The organism is Nitrosomonas sp. Is37 (assembly GCF_033063275.1).
Classification (GTDB): Bacteria; Pseudomonadota; Gammaproteobacteria; order Burkholderiales; family Nitrosomonadaceae; genus Nitrosomonas.
Window position 1 is genome coordinate 1 of the sequence record NZ_JAWJYP010000012.1, and the last position, 23,345, is coordinate 23,345.

Genomic DNA, 23,345 nt, shown 5'->3' on the forward strand with positions numbered 1-23,345 from the left:
CTAACACAGCGACAATTACAACGCAATCGCTTGATCACGAAAGTCCGTTATGTGGTAGAGCGTACCTTTGGCAGTCAAGCGCGCTGGTTTGGAGTCAAAATCCTGCGATACCGTGGTCTAGCCAAAGCACATGCCTGGCATATTTTGCAAGCCATGGCATACAACCTAAAAAGACTACCAAAATTGTATGTCAATAGCCTATTTTCACGACTCTCACAGGAGAAATGTGCCTTTTGAACAAATAAAATGCGCTAAAGCAATCATTTCCCGGAAGAATTGGAAGTAATTCGCAAAAATATTGTCCAGTTGTTTATGAAAAATATGAAATTACAGACTTCCCTCAGAAAATAGGGAGTTTTGCAAAGGTCTCATATAATATAAAAATACAATTTTTCGTTGAAATGAAATGTATATAAAGCCAGTTATTTAGTCAAACTGGCTATTGATCGATCAACAAAATAACCAGTTTTTGCTTAAAGCAGTATTAACTTAAAAACCTCAACTAAGATTTTAAGAAGGCAATAACTGTAACTTCCTATTCCATATTGATGGTCGTTTTGACGTGGTCAACATGATACTTACAGTCCCATGTCGTATGCACCAAATTCTGATAATCTCTCATTTGATTCTCCTAGCTCTTGATCAAGCTAAAAAAATTAGGGTGACCGTATCACACGGTCAAACCTTTAATAATCCCCCGGCATAGCCGAGGGATTACCTTATTTATTGATTAATAAATTAAATGAATAGAACTGAAGATATTCTCCAGGCAGGCAGTAGCTCCGATCTAATTGAATGTGGTGTCATCCCGCATCAGGTACCTTTACAAGAACGTCCTATTCTCACTGTGTTGGCCAGTGTGCATTTCATTCATATCATGGATTTCATGATGATGCTGCCTTTGGGCCCGCAATTCATGAAGTTGTTCGATTTTACGCCGCAACAATTCAGTACGCTGATTTCAGCCTATGCATTCAGTGCGGGTGTCTGCAGTTTCTTTGCTTCGTTTGTTATTGATCGGTTTGATCGTAAGCACGTATTGATTTTTCTTTGTGCAGGTATGGGGATCGCCACACTGATCTGTGCGCTGGCAACAGATTACACAACGCTCCTACTAGGACGTATTGTGGCAGGTGGTTTTAGCGGGATGCTGAGTGCCATTATCTTTGCGGTTGTTGCAGATATCATTCCGGAGCATCGGCGGGGGGTAGCGACAGGTACTGTCATGTCTGCTTTCTCAATGGTGGCAGTGGTAGGCATGCCAGTAGGGATGTTGCTTGTTAATCTGATCGATTGGCGCGCACCGTTTTTTCTTCTGACAGCTGTAAGCAGCTTGATAATTTTCGTTGCATTACGAATACTTCCGTCTCTTTGTGGTCATCTGATTCATTATCAGGAGCGTCACCCGTTCCGGCAGTTGCGCACAATCTTTTGGGTGCGGAATCATCTCTATGCTTTTGCTTTAATTGCAATGCTGATGTTCGCTGGATTTTCTGTGAGTCCTTTCATTAGCACCTATATGGTGATCAATGTGGGTATGGCAGAAATCGATTTGCCTTATCTTTATTTTTTTGGCGGACTGGCAACATTTTTTGCGGCACGCATTCTTGGGAAGCTTGCTGACCTTCACGGCAAAAGAAAAATATTTGGTGTGACTGCCGCACTTTCTGTTTTCCCCATTCTGCTACTGACGCATTTATCACCGGTACCGACAGTCTTTGCAGTCGGGATTACAACATTATTCATGATGCTGGTTTCTGGTCGGTTTGTTCCTGCCATGGCGTTGGTGACTGCAAGCGTGACGCCTCGTTTGCGGGGCAGTTTTTTAAGTTTCAATATATCGGTTCAACAGTTGTCAGCAGGTTTGGCTTCGTTGCTTGCGGGTTCTATCATGGGAATTTCAGCGAATGGTGTGTTGACGCATTATGATTCGGTGGGAGTGATCGCTGCTATTGCAACCATACTCAGTATTTTACTGGCAGTTAAAGTCGATAGTTATCAGGAATGATGGTTCGTTCTTATTCAAATGAGTGGGTCTCAGGTTTTCTGCAAACCTCACCTATGTTCGAGCCGCTGCGTGAAGCAGGGAAATTATTCGAAAAACTTGATCATTGGCCGGAGATTGAAAGCCTGAATCAATTGAATACAGATCAACTTAGAGTAATTGCGACAAAATCTGGCAAACAGATACGCTTTGTTCCCCAAGCTAAAGCTAAGTGCGAATTCGTGCAACAATATGAGCCTAGGATCTATCTAACAGGAGAAATACATACCCGCGCACATAGTTGGCATGATCTATTCAATGCGCTGGTTTGGCTAACTTACCCCCGTGCTAAAGCAGCATTAAATCAGTTGCATTACCACGCCTTGTTAGAGGAAAGGGAGCATAATCAGGAAGTGCGTAGTCCGTTGCGTGATGCTGCCACACTCATTGATGAATCTGGGGTAATCGTCGTCAGTAGTAACGACTATTTGATTGAACTATTGAAAAATTTTGCATGGAAAACTTTGTTCTGGCAGCAACGTACTGCTATGCTGGTGCAAATGAAATTTTTTCTGTTTGGTCATGGGTTGTATGAAAAAGCACTGCATCCTTATCTCGGTATGACAGGAAAAGGTATCCTCTTTCATGTGAGTGAAACTTTCTTTAATCAGCGTCTGATTGATCAGATTGCCATGATTGATATTTGGCTGGAAGATTATTTAACACGGGAATACTTGACATCGGCTGATCTAGTGCCCGTACCTGTATTAGGGTACCCAGGCTGATCACCAGAGAATACCGATTCATCTTACTATGATAACCAGAGTTATTTTCGTCAGCGAAAGATGAAAAAAGCATCAAGATCAAGCGGTTTTTCTTGAATATGCCTTGTAATGATTCTTCTTGAGAACTTATAAAGGAGGTTGAAATGACAGATATTGCCGGATTATTAGGAGATGAAGCAGATAAACTTCTCAATTATGTATGTCAGGGTATTCCTAAGGCAGGATTACATGTTCCTGGGCCTGATTTTGTCGATCGAATAGTGGTAGGTAGTGATCGCAAACCTGGTGTGTTACGGAATCTTCAGGCTTTATTCAATCATGGTCGCTTGGCAGGAACAGGTTATTTATCGCTTTTACCAGTCGATCAGGGTGTGGAGCATTCAGGAGGCGCTTCGTTTGCGCCCAATCCTATGTTCTTCGATCCGGAAAATATCGTCAGGCTGGCGATTGAAGGTGGCTGTAATGGCGTTGCTTCCACGCTGGGTGTATTGGGAATGGTGGCACGTCGTTATGCGCATAAAATTCCGTTCATTCTTAAAATCAATCACAACGAATTACTGACTTACCCTAATAAGTACGATCAAACTTTGTTTGCCAGTGTAGATCAGGCATTTGACATGGGGGCATGTGCAGTTGGGGCGACAGTATTCTTTGGTTCCGAGGAATCGCGTCGACAGATACAGGAAATTTCCGAGGCATTCGCTCATGCGCATGATCTTGGGATGATAACGATCCTCTGGGCTTATACGCGCAATGCTGCTTTCAAGACTGCAGAAAAGGATTATCACGTTAGTGCTGATCTGACAGGTCAAGCTAATCATCTTGCCGTTACGATCGAAGCAGATATCGTTAAGCAGAAAATGGCAGAAAATAATGGTGGCTTCACAGCGCTTAAGTTCGGTAAAACGAATGCCAAAGTGTACAGTGAACTCACCAGCGATCATCCCATCGATCTGGTGCGTTATCAAGTAGCAAACTGCTATATGGGACGTGTCGGGATGATTAATTCAGGTGGAGAATCTGGCAAGGATGATTTGCATCAGGCAGTGCGTACCGCGGTAATAAATAAACGAGCGGGCGGGATGGGGCTTATTTCTGGGCGCAAGGCTTTCCAGAAGCCTTTTGATGAAGGTGTCAAATTATTGAATGCCATCCAGGATGTGTATCTTTCCAAAGAAGTGACTATTGCCTAAGAGGTTTTAAGGGATAAGACATGCCTGCTAACAATATTCAGGATCGTGCCATGGGGGCCATCATGGGTGCATTCATTGGTGATGCGCTAGGTCTGGGTCCCCATTGGTACTACGATCTCAACGAACTTCGTCGCGATTATGGTGACTGGATTGACGGCTATACTGACCCCAAACCTGATCGTTATCATGCTGGATGCAAAGCTGGTCAGTTATCCCAAGCGGGATTCATTCTGGCGCTTACTCTTCGTTCGCTCGTTGAGTGTGGTGGATATAATGAAGACGACTTCTGCCGGCGGATGGATGAAGAACTTTTTCCGCTGCTCGATGGCACACCCGTGAGCGGACCTGGGGGCTACACCAGTCAATCGATTCGTGAAGCATGGAGACGTCGCGTGCAGCAGAAACTACCGTGGGGACAAACCGGTAGTCATGCAGATACTACCGAGGCGATTGAGCGCACACTGGTGATAGCAGTTCGTTACGCGTTCCAGCCAGATCAGCTTGCTGCAGCCATCACCAATAATACCATGCTGACCCAGAGTGACCATACTGTTGTTTCAATGACGGTGGCCTATGGTGCAGTGTTGGCTCTTTTAGTTCAAGGACATACTCTTGACGCCGGGTTGTCAGGGAAGCTCATGGAATTGGTAAAAGATGGCAAATTGCCTTTTCATGCGGTAACACGCGGTGATTTGCGGCCCCCACGCCTTGGTGACCCCGATCCCTCGCGTGCCGGTCGCTTTGCTTCCCCAGATGCATTGCTTACACCTTCTTATATGGCGGCAGCTGTAACAGATTCAGAAATTCAGATAGAGCCGGCATGGAAAGTATCGATTGTCTATGGTATGCCGTGCGCTATCTATCATCAGTTACCGGCTGCTTACTACTTGGCAGCCCGGTTTCACAATGATTTTGAATCAGCCGTGCTCCATGCGATTAATGGTGGAGGACAAAATCAAGCGCGCGCGATTCTCACTGGGGCACTCACCGGTGCACAAACCGGTTTATCCGGAATTCCCCAGCGCTTTTTTGATGGGCTTGAAGAAGGCGCTGGTCTTCTAAAGTTGGCTGAAGAGCTGGCTTCAAAAGTAAGAGAGCTCTGAAATACGTGACGATAATGACTGCTTGGCCATTTAGTACAGAAACATAAGTCGGCCAATCAATTATTGCAGTTATGAACTCTCTGTAATATTTCTGCGTGGTTTCGTTATAATATCGCTTTGCAAAGGATCGTTAACATGCGACTGATTCAGAAAGCTCTTACCTTTGATGATGTTTTACTCATTCCTGCTCATTCAGCAGTTCTACCTCGAAATGTAGATTTAACTACACGCCTCACCCGCAATATTACACTCAAGATTCCACTGGTGTCAGCAGCCATGGATACTGTTACCGAAGCACGATTGGCTATTGCTATGGCTCAGGAAGGAGGCATTGGCTTTATTCATAAGAATATGCCGATAAAAATGCAAGCTGAACAGGTTTCTAAAGTCAAACGCTTTGAAAGCGGTGTGGTGACAGATCCTATAACAATCCCTCCCAATATGACAGTGCGAGGAGTGCTTGAGTTAATTCAACAACACAGGATATCTGGATTGCCTGTCGTTGAAGGTTCCAAAGTCGTGGGTATTGTGACTAACCGTGATCTCCGATTTGAAACTAATCTGGATCAACTGATCAAAAATATTATGACGCCTAAGAAACGCTTAGTAACAGTAAAAGAAGGCGCTCCCCGTGAAGAAGTCTTGGCTTTGCTACACAAGCATCGGTTGGAAAGAGTTTTGGTGATTAACGATGAGTTTGAGTTACGTGGACTGATTACCGTCAAAGACATTACTAAAACAACAGAGCACCCTAATGCCAGCAAAGATGATCAAGAACGGTTGCGGGTAGGTGCAGCAATAGGAGTCGGTGAGGGGAGTTATGAACGAGCAGAAGCACTCATAGAAGCTGGAGTGGATGTTTTGGTGGTCGATACTGCGCATGGGCATTCGCAGAGCGTGCTTGACCATGTACGGTGGGTTAAAAACCATTTTCCTAAAATCCAGGTTATTGGGGGTAATATTGCTACAGCGGCGGCAGCCAAAGCGCTGGTCGATAGCGGAGCGGATGCAGTGAAAGTTGGTATTGGTCCTGGCTCGATCTGTACCACTAGAATTGTTGCAGGAGTGGGCGTGCCACAGATCACAGCTATCGAGAACGTGGCTAGAGCATTGGAAGGAACAGGCGTGCCGGCAATAGCAGATGGTGGTATCCGTTATTCAGGCGATATCGCCAAGGCGATTGCAGCGGGAGCGAGCACTGTTATGTTAGGTGGATTATTTGCTGGCACGGAAGAAGCACCCGGTGAAATTGAATTATTTCAAGGAAGATCATATAAGAGCTATCGTGGCATGGGTTCACTTTCTGCCATGCAGCAAGGGTCAAGTGATCGCTATTTTCAGGATAGTGAGCTTCAAGATACAAATAAACTGGTTCCAGAAGGAGTGGAGGGACGCGTTCCCTATAAAGGGCCGATTACCTCTGTCATTCAACAGTTAGTGGGAGGAGTGCGTTCGAGTATGGGTTATCTGGGCTGTAGTACTATTGAAGAAATCCATGCTAAAGCAGAGTTTATTGAAATTACCTCGGCTGGCATACGTGAATCTCACGTTCATGATGTGCAGATTACCAAACAAGCACCTAATTATCAGGTCGAATAAAAGCAGATCTCTTTATGCACCAGAAAATTCTTATTCTGGATTTTGGTTCCCAATATACTCAGTTAATTGCTCGTCGTATTCGAGAAACTAATGTTTATTGTGAGCTACATCCCTATGATGTCACACCTCAGTTTATTAAAGATTTTTCTCCCATAGGCATTATTCTGTCAGGTGGACCTGCTTCTGCCTTTATTGAAGACACGCCGCGTGCGCCACAAATCGTTTTCGAGCTGGGCGTTCCGGTGTTGGGTATCTGCTATGGAATGCAGGTAATGGCTGCTCAGTTGGGCGGAAATGTAGAAAGCGCTAAGAAGCGTGAATTTGGCTATGCCGAATTATATCTGCAGAATTGTAAACTCTTTGATGAAATTTATGATCGTACAAGTCCAGAAGGGCAAGCGGTTCTCGATGTATGGATGAGTCATGGCGATAACGTGGTTGGATTGCCTCCCAGCTTTAGCATCATTGCGAGTAACGCTGCAACACCAATTGCAGCGATGGCCGATGAGGTGCGACAATTTTACGGTCTACAATTTCATCCGGAAGTAACGCATACCTTGCAAGGTAAGGTTATTATTAAGCAATTCGTTCATAACATTTGCGCAGCTGGTTATGATTGGAATATGCCAGATTATGTCGAAGAATCGATTAGCAGAATTCAAGCTAAGATTGGCAAGGACAAAGTAATCCTGGGTTTGTCAGGCGGTGTGGATTCTTCTGTTGCGGCTGTACTTATCCATCGGGCAATTGGTGATCAACTTACCTGTGTATTTGTAGATAACGGTTTATTACGTCAGCATGAAGCTGAGCAGGTTATGGAAGTATTTACCAAGAATCTCAATGTGAAGGTAATTCACATTGATGCAAGCAGGCAATTCTTGGAGCAATTACAGGGTGTTACTGATCCTGAGAAAAAGCGCCGTATTATAGGTCGGGAATTTGTCGAGGTATTCCAGCGTGAATCAGAAAAAATTACCGATGCCAAATGGTTAGCGCAAGGCACTATTTATCCTGATGTTATTGAATCTGCGGGCAGTCAAACCAAGAAAGCCCATACGATCAAATCTCATCATAATGTAGGCGGTCTCCCTGACACGCTGCACCTTAAATTACTCGAGCCCCTGCGTGAACTATTTAAGGATGAAGTTCGTGAACTAGGTTTAGTACTGGGTCTACCTCATGATATGGTCTTTCGTCACCCCTTTCCTGGACCTGGACTGGGAGTCAGAATTTTAGGGGAAGTAAAACATGAATATGCCGATCTTTTACGCCAGGCAGATGCGATTTTTATCGAGGAACTCAAAGCTTCCGGCTGGTATGAACGAACCTCTCAGGCCTTTGCTGTATTTTTACCGATAAAGTCAGTAGGCGTAATGGGTGATGGTCGGAGCTATGAGTATGTAATCGCATTGCGTGCCATCCAAACTCAGGATTTCATGACCGCTCACTGGGCAGAATTACCTTATACATTGCTAGGCAAGGTTTCTAACCGAATTATTAATGAGGTGCGTGGCATCAATCGGGTTGTATATGATATCTCTGGCAAACCACCTGCGACGATTGAGTGGGAGTGATATCGGGTTTTTTTAGGATTATCACCAGCTATTGCGGGCAGGGTTTGGCGCTGGTCACCGTCGGTGTGCGTGATTGATGTTGCCGAGCTCAATACCCTGGATGACGGCCGTTTGTGCGACTGTGTTGGTGCGGCGGCGATGCTGAGGCCGTAGGCCGAAGCGGGTTCTAACGCGTAAGGGGGAGCAATGATCCTGACCGACAATGAGACCAAAGTCGATCTGTTGAACAACGAAGCCATTGCGACCACGATCATTGGCCTGCTGTATGCGAAACCAGATCACCCGATAACGATTGGCGTGCATGGCGATTGGGGTGCGGGCAAGTCCAGTGTGCTCGAAATGATCGAGGCTGGGTTTGCCGGCAAGGATGAGGTGCTGTGCCTCAAGTTCAACGGATGGCGCTTCCAAGGCTTCGAGGACGCGAAGATCGCCCTGATTGAAGGAATTGTCACTGGCTTGGTCGAGAGGTGTCCGGTGCCAACCAAGGTTGCAGAAGCCGTCAAGGATGTGTTCCATCGCATCAACTGGCTGAAGGTTGCCAAGCGAGCAGGGGGTTTAGCTGTCACGGCCTTCACCGGGATTCCGACACCTGAGCAGGTGGGTGCCATCATCGGCTCGCTCGAAGGGGTGTTGGGAGATCCAGCCAAACTCGCCACAAGGGAGAACCTCTCGGCGGCTATCGACGAGGTAAAAGCCGTACTGAAGCCCAGCGAGACCAAGAACGTACCTGAGGAGGTGGAAGCCTTCCGGAAAGCGTTCGACCAACTCCTGAAAGATGCGGGCATCAAGCAACTCATCGTCTTGATCGATGACCTAGATCGCTGCTTACCTGATACGGCCATCGAGACACTCGAGGCGATTAGACTGTTCGTATTTACCGCTCGAACCGCATTCGTTGTCGCGGCTGACGAAGCTATGATCGAATATGCGGTGCGCAAGCACTTTCCCGATCTGCCCGACAGTACCGGACCGCGGGATTACGCCCGCAACTACCTTGAAAAGCTCATCCAGGTTCCGTTTCGCATCCCAGCCCTGGGGGAGACCGAGACGCGGATCTACGTCACGTTGTTGCTGACTGGCGCCGAAATCGGCGAGGACAACGCGGATTACGCGAAGCTGATCGCCGTGGCGCGGGAGAAGCTGAAACGTCCTTGGACCAGCGGCGGTCTGGACGCCGCGACCGTCAAAGCGGCGCTCGGCAAGCAGGCCGAGAAGGCGAACAACGCGCTCGCACTCAGCGACCAAATCGGTCCCATCCTGGCGAGCGGCGCGAAGGGCAACCCGCGTCAGATCAAACGCTTCCTCAACACACTGCTGTTGCGCGAGCGCACTGCGACCGCACGCGGATTCGGCGACGACATCAAGCTGCCCGTGCTCGCGAAGCTCATGCTCGCGGAACGCTTCATACCAAGGTTGTTCGAGCAAATCGCGTTCGTGGCAGCGGTCCATCCACAGGGATTGTGCGAAGACCTCGAAGCGCTGGAACAGGGTTTGGCGACGGCTGATGGTAAGGAGTCTCAGGCCGGTGAGCGGAAAGGGCAGAAGGCCGCCGATCCGGCACCCGCATCCGACAACGCCGTGTTGGCAGAGTGGAAGTCGCTGGAGACGGTGTGCGACTGGACGCGCCTGTCGCCGAAGCTGTCGGGGCTCGATCTGCGACCCTACTTGTTCGTGACGAAGGACAAGAAGGACTACTTCGGCCCGGTGTCGGTGCTGGGTCACCTAGCCGGTGTGGTGGAAAAGCTGTTCGGCGGCAAGATGACCGTCCAAGGCTATGAAGCCGAGTTGAAGCAGCTCGTCCAGCCCGAAGCGGAAAAAGTATTCGAGGCCGTGCGGACCAAGATCATCAGCACGGGCACCTTCGACACTAAGCCGGCGGGTGTCGAAGGCCTCGTAGTCCTCGTGAAGGCGCAGCCCGGCCTGCAGAGCCGGTTGATGGACTTCTTGGAGGCACTGCCGAGCTGCAAGTGCGGTCCCTGGGCTGTTAGTGGCTGGCAGGGGGTCATCAAAGATACCGAATGCGCCGCTCGCCTGACAAAGCTGCTGGGAGATTGGAGCAAAGTGACCAATAACCCTGGCCTCAAGGCAAGCGCCGAAGCGGCTCTCAAGGACGTGAAGGGAGGACGTTGATGGGAACCTCGACGGCTTACGGCGGTCCTGGCGGCGGAACACCGCTTGTTCCGTCATGGCTGGGCGGGGCCGATGACGGTGACGCTTCTCCTGCCTCTGCGGATACGGGCGCAGGGCCGGACGGCCAGCCTCCTGCGGATGGCGCTGCGCCGCCGGTGCCGACGAACCGTCCGCCCATTCCTAAAACAGCGGACCCGCAACGCTTTTCAGGCGCGCGCAACAGCTTCACGCGATTCGCCGGTTCTGGCGGCAGCGACCGGTCCAGCCTGGGCCGTGCCATCTCAAGATACGTCTCCAGATCTGCCGGCGGCGCGCGCCAGGCTGCCCAACGCATGGGCGCCTCTCGCGGAGCCGGCGCGCGGTTTTTCGGCTTTCTGGCCGACGCGCAAGCGAGGGGCGTGCGCGAGGCGTTGCGCACGCTGGACTTGGAATCTTTGGCCGGTCGTCCGATCGCCGAGATTTTTGTGGGCTTGGCCGACTACATTTGCCCGGGCGCAGGTACTGTTGATGAAGGCATCGCCCGCGAGGCATACATCGAGACTATCATTGAGCTGGCAAGCGAAGGGCTCACCGATCTGATCACCTTTACGCCGGATCAGATGCAGACGGTCTTCGAACTGTACGCCACTCACGCGATCGAAGCGCGGATATGCAATGACATCGGTACTAAGGCAGTCACCATGCCGGCAGATGCCCAAGCTGCGTACCGCGTTGAACAGCAGTTGCGCGACTTTATCCGTGGCGGGGTGAGCGATGCGCTGACGAGGGCCCGGACGGAGTCACCGAACCTCGCGCCCGAGCGTATTCAAAGCTTCGTGGACGCTGTGTACGAGTCGACATTTGCGATCTTGCAGATCCTGGGGGATGCGGAGGCCAACCAATGAAGCGACAACTCCTGGCGGGCCGCTTCGGCCCTGACGACCGCTTCGATGTTGCGGCTGGCGCCGATGAACAGAGGACTTACTTGCAACTCGTCGCTGGCGAGAAGTCCTTGAATCATGGCATCGGTGGAGCGCTGACCAGCCTGAAGAAGATCGGCGTGTTCCCCTCGGAGATTGGCATCGACCTGCTGGTGCTTGCTGCTCATGTCCATGCGGCGGACACACGCCTTTCTCGCGCCGAGCAGTCGCAGGACTCGTGGACGCGCGAGATACGCCTGGTCGTTCCGGTCAGCGACTCGGCTCGCTGGGAGGCTGCAGCGCCGACGCTGAAAAAATCGCTGGACTTCTTGACGGGCGATCGCTGGACGATCGGGTTCAGGGCGCGTCCGGCACGGTTCGCGACGATCGCCCAGGAAGCGCTTCCAAGCCTGATTGCTCCATCTTTCGATTTCCTCAGCCTGTTCTCAGGGGGACTGGACAGTCTGATCGGCGCCATAAACCTGCTGGAAGAGGGCGCCACGCCGTTGTTGGTTAGCCATTTTGGCGAAGGCGCGACCAGCGACGCGCAGGGCAAGTTGTTCGCGGGTTTGAAGAAGCACTTCGATAAGTCGTCCTTTGAGCGGCTGCGTGTCGGCATGACCTTCAAGAAAGGCCTTGTAGAACGCGTCGGTTCGGAGAACAGCACGCGCGGCAGGTCATTCCTGTTCTTTGCGCTCGGGGTGTTCGCCGGTACTGGGCTGGGGCGCCGCTTCATCCTGCGCGTCCCTGAGAACGGATTCATCGCTCTGAATGTTCCCTTGGACCCTCTGCGGTTGGGTTCCAACAGCACCCGCACGACGCATCCGTACTACATAGCAAGGTGGAACGACCTGCTCGGTGCACTCGGCATAGACGGCGAAATTCAGAATCCCTACTGGAACAAGACGAAGGGCGAGATGGCCGCAGGCTGCCGAAACCTTGCGCTGTTGAAGAAGTTGGCGACGGACTCGTTGTCGTGCTCATCCCCGACCAAGGGCCGATGGCAGGGACTCGGCATCGAGCACTGCGGATATTGCTTGCCATGCCTGATTCGCCGCGCTGCGCTGGTGGCGGCTTGGGGGATTGGAAACGATGCGACGATATACACCGTGCCAGACCTCCGCGCACAGCCATTGGACACGCGTGAATCGACGGGAAAGCAGGTCAGATCTTTCCAGTATGCGATCGAGCGTCTGCGCGGGAAACCGCAGCTTGCAAACCTTCTGATCCACAAGCCGGGCTCCCTCGCCGACGAAGTCGCACACCTCGATGAACTCGCCGATGTCTACCGGCGTGGCCTTGGTGAAGTTGCGCACCTGATCGATGGCGTCGAGGCGAGACCGAGTTGACGAGGAGGCGAGCATGATTGCCACAGCCGGTCTTGTGGACCTCCACTGCCACCTCGATCTCTATCCCGATTTCCCGGCTGCGGTGCAGCAGGCCGAGGAGGCTGGCGTATTCACGCTGGCGGTGACGACAACGCCGCAGGCATGGCCCCGGAACCACGAGCTGGCACAGCGTACGAAGCATGTGCGGGCGGCGCTGGGACTGCATCCGCAGTTGGTTGCCGAGCGGGAGTGTGAACTTGATCTGTGGGATCGTTATCTGCCCGAGGCGCGCTACATCGGTGAAGTTGGCCTTGACGCTGGCCCACGTTTTTTCAAGTCATTGGAAGCTCAGAAGCGGGTATTTCAGCATGTCCTGCAGCGCTGCGCTGAAGCAGGCGATAAGATCATCACGGTCCACAGCGTTAGGTCGGTAAAAGCAGTTCTGGATCACCTTGAAGCTTTCCTACCCTCCGACAAGGGCAAGATCGTTCTCCACTGGTTCACGGGAACGAGGAGCGAGGCCAAGCGAGCCCTGGAATTGGGCTGTTACTTTTCGATCAATACAGCCATGTTGAATAACGAGCGGCATGCGTTGATGGTTCAGGCGATTCCATTAGACAGGTTGCTTACAGAGACGGACGGACCGTTCACGCGAACGGACGACAGACACTCGAAACCGTCCGATGTTGCATTGGTTGTCGAGGAACTTGGTCAGTTGCATCAAGTGTCGGCTGAGCAAATCGCCACCACTGTTCGCGACAACCTACGGAGCTTGGTGAGTGGACAGGGATGACTGTTTTCTTAAGAGGTGGTTGCTCGCTACGTTAGGCTATCAGAAGATCTGGAAAGAGTGAGTATGCTGGGCTCAACTTCGATATGCATGACTGCGATTACTATGGTATCGCTGTCGTCGCCCCGCAAATCGCTCTATCGCCAGCGCCAGTCAAAGCTCTGCGTGGCTGACGGTAAAAGCGACGGTAAGGCCCCATGTCGATCACAGCCATCCTCTTTAACCATGCGGGTTGGGACGGCCTATTGATGAATGGGAGTAATTCCATTTCCAAATCGAATATAACTGACGCAAGAGCGAGCCGCAGACAGTATAAGTAATACGGCAAAGAGAAGCCGACAAAGTCAGATTTGATTTAGAAATAGAATAAGAAAAAAATTACAATTTTATTTTGATAACTGATACCACTTGCTTGATTTTATTGAGACTAATAATTTCATTTTTTGAGCTTTTCTTTTAAGCGTATTCTTCTTTTTTCTTTTGGATCAAGCAGAAGAGGGCGATAGATTTCTACTCGATCGCCATTTTGTAAAATAGTCCCTGGTTGGGTGAGTTTACTGAAAATACCCATTTTTTGCTTTTCCAAATCAATTTCTGTAAATATCTCTCTTATTCCAGATAAGGTAATGGCCTGTTCGATCGTTGTGCCGCTGGGAACATGAAAACGTTTAAGAAACTGACATTGTGGAAGTGCATATGCCACTTCTACCTCGATATGTTCAGTCGCGTGATCCATAAATTGCTTCAGCGCGTTCTACGAAAGCTTCTACTAAACTATTAGCAATAACATAAAACACGGGTCCTACCAGTTTCTCTAACAGCTTGTGAGAGAATGTATAATGCAGGTGAAATTCTATTTTGCAAGCATTCTCCGATAAAGGAATAAAGCGCCATAGGCCATCCAGATGCTCAAACGGTCCATCTAATAAATTCATTTTGATCTGCCCAGGAGTCATGTCGGTCGGTCCTGGTGGTTGACGTTTATTTTCTGTGGTAAAGCTATGCTTGATGTGATGATAATTAATATGGACGGTTGCATGCGCAATTTCGTCACTTTGAAGCTTAACCGATGCGCCATCACACCAAGGCAGAAATTTTGGATAATTTTCAACGGTGTCAACCAAGTTAAACATTTGGCACGCTGAGTAGCCAACTAGTACTGATTTTTCTATTTCTGCCATAAGATTGTTAACCTTTTGTTTTCATCTGAGCCGAAGCTGGAAAAACTGATAAACTAATATAAAAATTTTAGAGTTATTGCCTTTATTCCTGTCATATTTCCAGATGAGTATTGCTCAAAATAAAAAAGCGTTCCATGATTATTTTATCGAGGAAAAATACGAAGCAGGTATTGTACTGGAAGGTTGGGAAGTCAAAGCGATTCGTGCGGGACGAATTCAATTAAAAGAAGCCTATGTTATCATTCGCAATGGTGAATTATATCTTATTGGTAGTCACGTGAGTCCTTTGCCTACAGCTTCAACCCACATTAATCCTGATCCAGTACGTACGCGCAAACTACTACTCCATGCAGAGGAGATAGGACGACTAATTGGTAAAGTTGAGCGTGCTGGATACACACTGGTACCTCTCGATATGCATTATAAAGCAGGTAGAATTAAAGTTGAAATAGGTCTTGCCAAAGGTAAAAAACAATACGATAAACGGGAAACTGAGAAACGTAAAGAATGGGAGCGTGCAAAACAACGTTTGCTACGCGCCCGCTAATATTTTTCTTTGTTCTATCTAGCACACACTGAATTTAAACAATTTTTGATTTAGTCATTATGCAAAAACCCATTGCGATTTGGTTATTTATTTGTTGCGCTCTTATATTTGCCATGGTAGTTGTTGGAGGTGTGACTCGTCTCACCGGTTCGGGATTGTCCATTGTCGAGTGGCAACCTCTCATTGGCGCGATTCCACCACTTAACCAGGAAGACTGGGCAGTACTTTTTGAAAAATATCGCCAAATCCCGCAATACGAAGAAGTTAATAAGGGGATGACATTGGAAGAATTCAAGGGAATCTTCTGGTGGGAATATTTTCATCGCTTATTAGGGCGTGCTATAGGGCTAGTGTATTTTGTTCCTTTTATTTATTTTGTTATCCGTAAGCAAGTTGATCGTATACTCGGTCTCAAATTACTGGGTATTTTTGTATTAGGTGGCCTGCAAGGCCTAATGGGCTGGTATATGGTGATGAGCGGTTTAGTGAATAATATTTATGTCAGCCAATATCGTCTAACCGCTCACTTGGGGCTTGCCTTCATTATTTATGCAGCCATGTTCTGGGTAGCAACAGGGTTATTGTCATCTGGGGAAAATCGCCAGAATAATGGGGTAGGATTGCATGGTTTGCGTCGATTTTCTTTTTTAATTACAACGCTTATATTTATTATGGTATTGTCAGGTGGTCTCGTTGCTGGGATTCATGCTGGCTTAGCTTACAATACCTTCCCTCTAATGAACGGTTTCTTAATTCCACCAGACTTATTCGTATTGGAACCATGGTATCGTAATTTCTTTGAGAACATGACAACTGTGCAGTTTGATCATCGCATGATCGCATGGTTATTAGCATTTCTTGTGCCTATTTTCTGGTTTAAAGCAAGAAAATACTCACTTTCCTGCTCTCAACAATTGGCATGTCATCTTTTTTTGATGGTGTTGATAATACAAATTAGCTTAGGAATTACCACGTTATTATTAGTCGTGCCATTACCTTTAGCTGCAGCTCATCAGGCGGGTGCTATACTATTGTTTACTGCGGCACTCTGGGTTAATCGTAAATTGTCTTAGATTATCTGATTCAGGTGATTGGGCTTCGATATATCAAGGAATAATGAACATACTAAAAAATCTGATAATAGAAAAATAAGCCCAGGAGAACTGTAAAGCTATTGTGATGATTTTAAATATAATTGCTGGTGATCGATGCTGCAAAAATATTTTTTATTTGCAGTAATACTTTCACTTCTTGGAATATGTAAGCCACAATGTGCGCAACAAACCATATCTTCGATTTCATTTTTTGATTTCGTAGATTGCTTTTTTGCTCGTTGAAGATTTCTAAGGCCCCAATAAATTAAAAGTACAACAATAATCAAGATTACCCATTTAGCTATCACAATCTATCCTTACATATAAAGATATGTTGATTTCAACTATCACAAATTTTAATTATATTAAATTAAATTAGAAACTTTATGCCGAGCAGACTGCAGGATGTAAAATTAGTTTACTAACTCAGGCAAAATTATGTAAAAAAGATTGGTTCATAATCAATTAGACGATTTGACGACTATCACTATTTATGATTCATCGATTTTTAAGGGAGGAAGAAGTAAGAATTGTGAGGAGGTGTTAAAAATGAATGGGGCAACTGCGGTGCCTGAAAATGGAACTGCTTGTATAAAATGTACTCAACGCTAAGCGTAAATTGGGGCTTTTTTATTTGTCGTGATTTCCTATTCCTTTATAGCCGATATCATGCCTCATCTGGCATCCTTTAAAATGAATTTTGCTTGCGATATCGTAAGCACGTTGATGAGCCAGTTTGATATTTTCACCTAACGCAGTTACGCACAGTATGCGTCCTCCAGCTGTTAAGATTTCATTCTTACCTTGATTACCAAACACAGTACCTGAATGAAATATATGAAAATCATCTGTAGATGATTGATTGATCATTATTTCAGCTAAACCAGTGATCGCATCATTTTTTCGTGGTTCACCTGGATACCCTTCGGCAGCCATAACAACACCCAATGCTGCACGCCGATCCCATTCAATTTCAACCTTGTCCAGTGTTCTATTCATTGCGTGTTCCAGTAATATAGTGAGATCACTTTTCAATCGCAGCATAATAGGTTGTGTTTCTGGATCACCCAAACGACAGTTAAATTCCAGCACCTTAACTTCTCCCTTTGGAGTAATCATTAATCCAGCATAAAGAAATCCGGTGTAGAGCTCGCCATCACGTGCCATCCCTTGTATGGTCGGTGTGATAATTTCACGCATAATCTTAGCATGTAGCGTGGGGGATACTATTTGAGCAGGTGAATAAGCGCCCATGCCGCCTGTATTTGGCCCTTTATCGTTATCTAGCAAACGTTTGTGATCCTGACTGGTAGCAAGAGGTAACACATTTCGACCATCCGACATAACAATAAAGCTGGCTTCTTCCCCCTCAAGATAATCTTCAATTAGGATTCGAGCGCCTGCTTCACCCAATTTATTTTCTATCAACATAGTATCAATTGCTTCATGGGCGTCTGCGAGTGTCATTGCAATTACAACACCTTTTCCTGCTGCCAGACCATCCGCTTTGATTACAATTGGGCCTTCTTTCTGTTCAATATAATGATGCGCTTCAGATGGGTTGTCAAAGCTTGCAGATGCAGCGGTTGGAATACCGTGGCGTTGCATGAACGCTTTAGCAAAGGTCTTTGATGCTTCTAGTTGCGCAGCCTTTTTAGTTGGCCCAAAGATTTTAAGACCTGCAGCATCGAAAACATCGACAATACCATCAGCTAAAGGAGATTCGGGGCCAACGACAGTTAATGCAATTTTTTCTTTCTGAGCAAATGCCACAAGATCGGATATTGCAGTGAAAGGAATATTCTCTAGTCCTGGTTCGAGTGCAGTACCTGCATTGCCTGGTGCGACATAAACTTTGCGGATACGTGAAGATTGACTCAATTTCCAGGCCAATGCATGCTCTCTACCGCCGCTTCCGATTACGAGTAAATTCATATTCTAAGAAATAGCAACTTAATGAATATTAAAAAATTGGGAAAAAGTAAGGGGGGGTTTGAGGTGTAATTTTAGGATATTCCCATTTAGTGCCTGAAATGCCGCACCCCTGTACAGATCATCACGATACCGTGTTCATCAGCTGCTTGAATTACTTCTTCATCTCGAATACTGCCCCCTGGTTGAATAACGGCTCTAGCACCTGCCTGAACGACAACATCCAATCCATCTCGGAAAGGAAAAAAGGCATCTGAGGCAACAACAGAATCAACTAAACTCAGCCCAGCTTGACTAGCTTTAATTGAAGCGATGCGGGCGCTATCTATTCGACTCATTTGGCCTGCGCCAATACCTAGTGTTTGCCCTTGGGCACAAAATACGATGGCATTAGATTTGACAAATTTTGCGACACGCCAGGCAAATAGGCAATCTTCAATTTGTTGTCGTGTCGGCTGGGCTTTGGAAACTACTTTTAACTGATTTTCTGTGATATTAAGGCTATCCGGTGTCTGTACCAATAATCCCCCGCCTACCCGTTTTAATTCATAGCGGTTGGGCTGTATCTGTAATGGTACCGTTAGTACACGCACATTAGGCTTTTGATTTAGGATACTGCTAGCTTCAAGTGAAATTTCAGGTGCAATAATGACTTCTACAAACTGCTGCGAAATTGCCTTGGCTAATTCAACATCGACGGAGCGGTTAAAGGCAATAATACCTCCAAATGCGGAGGTTGGATCAGTTGCAAAGGCTAGTTTATAAGCGGCGAGGGGAGTATCAGCAATGGCAACTCCGCATGGATTGGCATGTTTGACAATGACACAAGCAGGATGATCAAAGGTTTTTACACATTCCCAAGCTGCATCTGTATCCGCAATATTGTTATAAGATAATTCTTTACCTTGTAACTGTGTATAGTTTGCCAGACTTCCAGGTAGATTTATAGCATCACGATAAAAAGCAGCTTCCTGGTGCGGGTTTTCACCATAGCGCAAAGATTGAATGATACTGAAATTAAGATTGAGACAATCTGGAAATAACCGTCGTTGTTTATTGGAGTCAATTGATGTGAGGTAGTTACTGATAGCGCTATCATAATGAGCAGTATGTGAAAAGGCCTTTTGTGCAAACTGAAAACGGCGCGTTAATGCTACTGCACCATTACCTGATTCGATTTCAGCCAATAAAACTGGGTAATCCTCCGGATCAGTAATGACTGTAACATGCTGATAATTTTTTGCAGCTGCTCGAATTAAGGTGGGTCCACCGATATCAATATTTTCAATTGCTTCATCAAGCGTACAGTCAGCGCGTGCGATAGTCTCAACAAATGGGTATAAATTGACAATAACTAATTCAATAGGAGGTATTCCAGCTCTTTGTATGGCTTGCTGATGCTCGGGCAGATCCATTCTAGCCAAAATACCAGCGTGAATTTTAGGATGTAGTGTTTTTACTCGCCCATCAAGCATTTCAGGAAAATTTGTGTACTCACTAACTTCTGTCACAGCTATGCCTGCTTCTTGCAGTAACTTAGCAGTGCCTCCAGAAGAAATAATATTGATTCCAAATTGATGTAGTTTCTTAGCCAGCTCAACAATGCCTGTTTTATTTGAAACGCTGATTAACGCTTGTTTTATTATCATTTCACAAAATTTATTTGATTCGGTGTTTAGCTAATTTATTACGGAGTGTATTTCGATTGATACCAAGGAGCTCCGCTGCTTTTGTTTGATTTCCTTCAGCATAATTCATAGCCAATTCAAATAATGGCTTTTCCACGCTCCGGATGACCATTTCATAGATTGAACAAGGTCTCTCCCCATCCAAATCCTTGAGATAGATTTCAATTGATTTACGTATACAGCAGGCAATTTCATTTTCATTGAAGGTACTCATACACCCGTTATTACCTCATCCTCGATATAAGTGAGTCTTTGTCCATAATTAGCAAGTTGATAGAAAAAAGTATTAGTTGCTGCTAGTTGCTCATCCGTTGTTTGTAACTGATTCATGGTGTGTCGAAAGGCAGCAGAACCGATAAGCCCTTTGGTATACCAGGATATATGTTTACGGGCGATACGTACGCCCGAATATTCTCCATAAAAATTGTAAAGATCATGGAGATGACTAATCAGCACCTGGTGAATTTCGGCAACTTCTGGCGGTGGCAGGTATTTACCCGTCCTAAAATAATAATCGATTTCTCGAAAAATCCATGGCCTTCCTTGCGCAGCACGACCGATCATGACAGCATCTGCACCGGTATAATCAATCACCTGTTTAGCTTTCTCTGGTGTCGTGATATCACCGTTGGCAATAATCGGTATCTTCTTAGTAGAAGCTTTTACTTCTGCTATGGTGTCATATTCAGCCTCACCCCGATAAGCACAAGCACGTGTACGGCCATGAATAGCCAATGCTTGTATTCCAGCATTTTCGGCAATACGCGCTACGGTCACAGCATTTTTATGTTGTGTGTCCCAGCCAGTACGTATTTTTAAGGTTACTGGAATATCAACAGCATGGGTAACGGCATCAAGAATTTTTCCAACCAATGTTTCATTCTGCAATAATGCAGAACCTGCCATGACATTACAGATTTTCTTGGCAGGACAACCCATGTTGATATCGATGATCTGCGCGCCTTGATCAACATTGTAGCGGGCTGCATCAGCCATCATTTTAGGGTCAGCTCCAGCAATCTGTACAGAAATAGGCGCCACTTCACCCTCATGGCTCGCGCGTCGGCGAGTTTTTTCTGATCCCCATAATAGAGAATTGCTTGATACCATTTCCGATACTGCCATGCCAGCACCCATGTGCTTACAAAGCTGCCGAAAAGGACGATCTGTCACGCCAGCCATTGGTGCAACAATCAGCTTGTTCTTGAGAGCATAAGGACCAATTTGCATGGTGTGACTCAAATTCGATACAGGAATAATTAGAAATTAATACTAATTCTGCTAGCTTTTTTAAAAGCAAAAGATTGAAAAACAGCAGGTCATAATATTATCCGACAAATTAGCCTCTTGCGCCAAATATCATGCGCCGTGCGACAAAACGTTTTAGGGGTGGTAAACAATCCAATACACTCAGCCCCATACCACAGAAAGTCTGTAAGAGAGGGAGATCGCTTACAAATATTTTTGCTAGAGAATGGGTAAATAATTTTCCTGCATCTCTATCTACCTGACGCTTATTAGCATACGTTCTGAGCATTCGGGATGATCCTATTTCAGAAGTTAGCGCTGAAGACTGAACAATTTCATTAGCCAACTCCCAAGCATCACGTAACCCCAGATTAAAGCCTTGCCCAGCAACTGGATGCAGAGTTTGAGCAGCATTACCCACAAGAGCTATTCTTAAAGCTATGGTAGGTGAAGCATACGTGAGTGCGAGAGGAAATCCTGAGCGTTTTCCAGTGCTAATAAATTCTCCTAATCGATCGCCAAAATGGTGATGGAGCTGAGTAAGGAAAGTGTTGTCATCTAAACTCAGTATTGCCTCAGCTGTTGCAAATGGAACAGTCCATACCAGTGCAAAACCGTCGCCTGATGGAAGTAAAGCTATTGGTCCCTCCGAGGTGAAGCGTTCATACGCTATTCCGTTTTGAGGAACAGATGTCTGGATATTAGCAACGATCGCCCACTGGTGATATTTATGTGTGTGGTAATTAATACCTTCAATTTGTGTCGCTAGACGTCCCCCATCCGCTAACACGAGCAGCTTTGCAATGGCTTGCTTATTTTCTCCAGCGTGTTGGTATTCGACCTGCGCTTGCTTGGGAGTCGTTTTTATTGTTGTTACCGTTGCACCAACTCGATAATTTGCGCTATGGATTTGCAGCAGTTGATGCATAGATCGATACAAATCATAGTAATTCACCACATATCCTAATGTCGGTACGCCCGCATCTTTTGAAGTCAATACCGTGCGGCCAAAGTGATCGCGATTGGAAATATGTATAGTCGTGATGGGAGTTATTTGTGGTAATGTTGACCAGACACCTAATCTTTGCAAAATCAGATGACTTCCATAAGAAAGTGCTAATGGGCGAGGATCCTTAACTTGTTCAGGTAGTCCTTGAGCCTCCAGCAGCAAACTTGATATCTCCCTTTCATGCAAGCTAATGGCTAGCGCCATGCCAACCGGTCCGCCACCTACGATGATAACGTCAAAGTGATCAGTAACCATGGATATAGCAAATTAAGAGAGATTTCATAAGTAATTATTTTGGAGTAGCGCTTGCAGAACAATTTAGTGCTTTATTTATAATCTAATTTTAAGCTAAACCTGCGAGGATAACACAGGTAATAAATAGAGAGAAATAACTTGTATTGAGTGGTTGAAATAAACCAATTGACAGTTGTAGTTTTTTTATATGGCTTGTCACTAATTTTGGTGACAAGTGTAAAACATGGGTCACTCATCACGATGGATTATTGAAGCTAGCCATCATGTAAGCTTTTTAAAAAACAAATAATTTTCCAGCAAACAGCAAGATTATTTATTTTCTTCAATACTTTTTAGACCTGCCTCTGCACAGACTTCGTCACGATGTTCACCCGGTGCACCGCCCACACCAATTCCCCCAACTACTTCACCGTTGATTTTGATTGGTAAACCACCACCTAATAGAAGAATATTATTGGCCATATGATGCAAGCCTTGTAATTCGGGATCCTTGGCAGCAATCTGTGCTATTTTCAGCGTTGATAATTTCAGGCTAGCAGAAGTATAAGCCTTGCGAAAACTGCTTTCAATAGTATGTGCACCAGCACCATCCATTCTTACTTGTGCTCGTATTACACCACTTTGATCAACAACTGCTACGGAAACTTGAAAACCATTTTGCTCACATTGTTGTACCGCTGCTGCTACTATTTTATTTGCTAATGATAAAGGTAAGAAAGGTTTTTGTATTTGGGTTGCATGTGTAGTAATAGAAAATACGCTAAACAGCAATAAAAATAACAATGATAAATTTATTTTATACATAGTATTTTCAAGAAGATTTTTATTTAATTATAAATATCGTAAAGTTTAAAACTTGAAAGCATTAAAAATTTGTTTATATATTAATAAGTTATTATCAGAACGATAATATCGATATTGGTGGCATTGTACCATTGGATATTAAGAAAATTTATCTGATGGATCAAGTAAGATAGTCTCTTATCCCAAATGTATTTTTGTCGAG

At 46.2% G+C, this 23,345-nt stretch carries 22 protein-coding genes; 13 read left to right on the forward strand and 9 right to left on the reverse strand.

All coding sequences use genetic code 11. The features are described 5' to 3' along the window. The 11 genes from R2Q26_RS07125 to qatD all read left to right on the forward strand — a co-directional run. On the forward strand, nucleotides 1-237 hold a 237-nt coding region (locus R2Q26_RS07125), incomplete at its 5' end, for a transposase (RefSeq protein ID WP_317535654.1). A 505-nt stretch (nucleotides 238-742) separates the two neighbouring features. Then, entirely contained in the window at nucleotides 743-2,008 is a 1,266-nt protein-coding gene (locus tag R2Q26_RS07130; protein WP_317535655.1) for an MFS transporter, read from the forward strand. Further along, a complete protein-coding gene (locus R2Q26_RS07135; protein WP_317535656.1) occupies nucleotides 2,005-2,769 on the forward strand; it encodes a DUF3025 domain-containing protein in 765 nt (254 codons plus the stop codon). Before R2Q26_RS07130 ends, R2Q26_RS07135 begins: the two co-directional genes overlap by 4 nt. A gap of 143 nt (nucleotides 2,770-2,912) precedes the next feature. Further along, nucleotides 2,913-3,962: a class I fructose-bisphosphate aldolase gene (locus tag R2Q26_RS07140; RefSeq protein ID WP_317535657.1), complete on the forward strand. Its 1,050-nt coding sequence runs from the start codon at nucleotides 2,913-2,915 to the stop codon at nucleotides 3,960-3,962. A 20-nt stretch (nucleotides 3,963-3,982) separates the two neighbouring features. After that, a complete protein-coding gene (locus R2Q26_RS07145) occupies nucleotides 3,983-5,065 on the forward strand; it encodes an ADP-ribosylglycohydrolase family protein (RefSeq protein WP_317535658.1) in 1,083 nt (360 codons plus the stop codon). Nucleotides 5,066-5,200: 135 nt separating this feature from the next. Beyond that, a complete protein-coding gene (guaB, locus tag R2Q26_RS07150; protein ID WP_317535659.1) occupies nucleotides 5,201-6,664 on the forward strand; it encodes an IMP dehydrogenase in 1,464 nt (487 codons plus the stop codon). 14 nt (nucleotides 6,665-6,678) lie between these two features. Continuing rightward, a complete protein-coding gene (gene guaA, locus R2Q26_RS07155) occupies nucleotides 6,679-8,238 on the forward strand; it encodes a glutamine-hydrolyzing GMP synthase (RefSeq protein ID WP_317535660.1) in 1,560 nt (519 codons plus the stop codon). A gap of 186 nt (nucleotides 8,239-8,424) precedes the next feature. After that, a complete protein-coding gene (qatA, locus tag R2Q26_RS07160; RefSeq protein WP_317535661.1) occupies nucleotides 8,425-10,368 on the forward strand; it encodes a Qat anti-phage system ATPase QatA in 1,944 nt (647 codons plus the stop codon). Next, entirely contained in the window at nucleotides 10,368-11,252 is an 885-nt protein-coding gene (gene qatB / locus R2Q26_RS07165; RefSeq protein WP_317535662.1) for a Qat anti-phage system associated protein QatB, read from the forward strand. The genes qatA and qatB overlap by 1 nt, the downstream gene beginning before the upstream one ends. Continuing rightward, nucleotides 11,249-12,616 (forward strand): Qat anti-phage system QueC-like protein QatC, encoded by a 1,368-nt coding sequence (qatC, locus tag R2Q26_RS07170; RefSeq protein WP_317535663.1) that lies wholly within the window; start codon nucleotides 11,249-11,251, stop codon nucleotides 12,614-12,616. The genes qatB and qatC overlap by 4 nt, the downstream gene beginning before the upstream one ends. Nucleotides 12,617-12,629: 13 nt before the next feature. Beyond that, nucleotides 12,630-13,388, forward strand: a complete 759-nt coding sequence (qatD, locus tag R2Q26_RS07175; RefSeq protein WP_317535664.1) for a Qat anti-phage system TatD family nuclease QatD — start codon at nucleotides 12,630-12,632, stop codon at nucleotides 13,386-13,388. 433 nt (nucleotides 13,389-13,821) lie between these two features. On the opposite strand, the gene R2Q26_RS07180 is transcribed toward qatD, so the two are convergent. Next, entirely contained in the window at nucleotides 13,822-14,121 is a 300-nt protein-coding gene (locus R2Q26_RS07180) for an RnfH family protein (RefSeq protein WP_317535665.1), read from the reverse strand. Then, a complete protein-coding gene (locus tag R2Q26_RS07185; RefSeq protein ID WP_317535666.1) occupies nucleotides 14,105-14,566 on the reverse strand; it encodes a type II toxin-antitoxin system RatA family toxin in 462 nt (153 codons plus the stop codon). Before R2Q26_RS07185 ends, R2Q26_RS07180 begins: the two co-directional genes overlap by 17 nt. A 103-nt stretch (nucleotides 14,567-14,669) precedes the next feature. Here R2Q26_RS07185 and smpB point away from each other — a divergent pair, with 103 nt between their 5' ends. Then, entirely contained in the window at nucleotides 14,670-15,113 is a 444-nt protein-coding gene (gene smpB / locus R2Q26_RS07190) for an SsrA-binding protein SmpB (RefSeq protein ID WP_317535667.1), read from the forward strand. Nucleotides 15,114-15,172: 59 nt separating this feature from the next. Then, nucleotides 15,173-16,186, forward strand: coding sequence for a COX15/CtaA family protein (locus R2Q26_RS07195; protein WP_317535668.1), 1,014 nt, complete (start codon nucleotides 15,173-15,175; stop codon nucleotides 16,184-16,186). 98 nt (nucleotides 16,187-16,284) lie between these two features. Here the strand turns inward: R2Q26_RS07195 and R2Q26_RS15520 are convergent, their stop codons facing one another. The 7 genes from R2Q26_RS15520 to R2Q26_RS07225 all read right to left on the reverse strand — a co-directional run bounded on the left by R2Q26_RS15520 (nucleotide 16,285) and on the right by R2Q26_RS07225 (nucleotide 23,143). Further along, entirely contained in the window at nucleotides 16,285-16,515 is a 231-nt protein-coding gene (locus tag R2Q26_RS15520; protein WP_411182328.1) for a PP0621 family protein, read from the reverse strand. A gap of 322 nt (nucleotides 16,516-16,837) precedes the next feature. Then, nucleotides 16,838-18,142, reverse strand: coding sequence for a phosphoribosylamine--glycine ligase (gene purD, locus R2Q26_RS07200; RefSeq protein WP_317535669.1), 1,305 nt, complete (start codon nucleotides 18,140-18,142; stop codon nucleotides 16,838-16,840). A gap of 86 nt (nucleotides 18,143-18,228) precedes the next feature. After that, nucleotides 18,229-19,788 carry a bifunctional phosphoribosylaminoimidazolecarboxamide formyltransferase/IMP cyclohydrolase gene (gene purH / locus R2Q26_RS07205; protein WP_317535670.1) on the reverse strand — a complete coding sequence of 520 codons (1,560 nt, stop codon included), beginning with the start codon at nucleotides 19,786-19,788 and terminating at the stop codon, nucleotides 18,229-18,231. A 10-nt stretch (nucleotides 19,789-19,798) separates the two neighbouring features. Beyond that, the gene (locus R2Q26_RS07210) at nucleotides 19,799-20,041 is read right to left on the reverse strand and encodes a helix-turn-helix domain-containing protein (protein ID WP_090565999.1); all 243 of its coding nucleotides are present in this window, start codon (nucleotides 20,039-20,041) and stop codon (nucleotides 19,799-19,801) included. Beyond that, a complete protein-coding gene (gene dusB, locus R2Q26_RS07215; protein WP_317535671.1) occupies nucleotides 20,038-21,057 on the reverse strand; it encodes a tRNA dihydrouridine synthase DusB in 1,020 nt (339 codons plus the stop codon). The genes R2Q26_RS07210 and dusB overlap by 4 nt, the downstream gene beginning before the upstream one ends. A 109-nt stretch (nucleotides 21,058-21,166) precedes the next feature. Continuing rightward, nucleotides 21,167-22,339 carry an FAD-dependent monooxygenase gene (locus R2Q26_RS07220; protein WP_317535672.1) on the reverse strand — a complete coding sequence of 391 codons (1,173 nt, stop codon included), beginning with the start codon at nucleotides 22,337-22,339 and terminating at the stop codon, nucleotides 21,167-21,169. A gap of 309 nt (nucleotides 22,340-22,648) precedes the next feature. After that, the gene (locus R2Q26_RS07225; protein WP_317535673.1) at nucleotides 22,649-23,143 is read right to left on the reverse strand and encodes a GlcG/HbpS family heme-binding protein; all 495 of its coding nucleotides are present in this window, start codon (nucleotides 23,141-23,143) and stop codon (nucleotides 22,649-22,651) included. Between the last annotated feature and the right edge of the window lie 202 nt (nucleotides 23,144-23,345).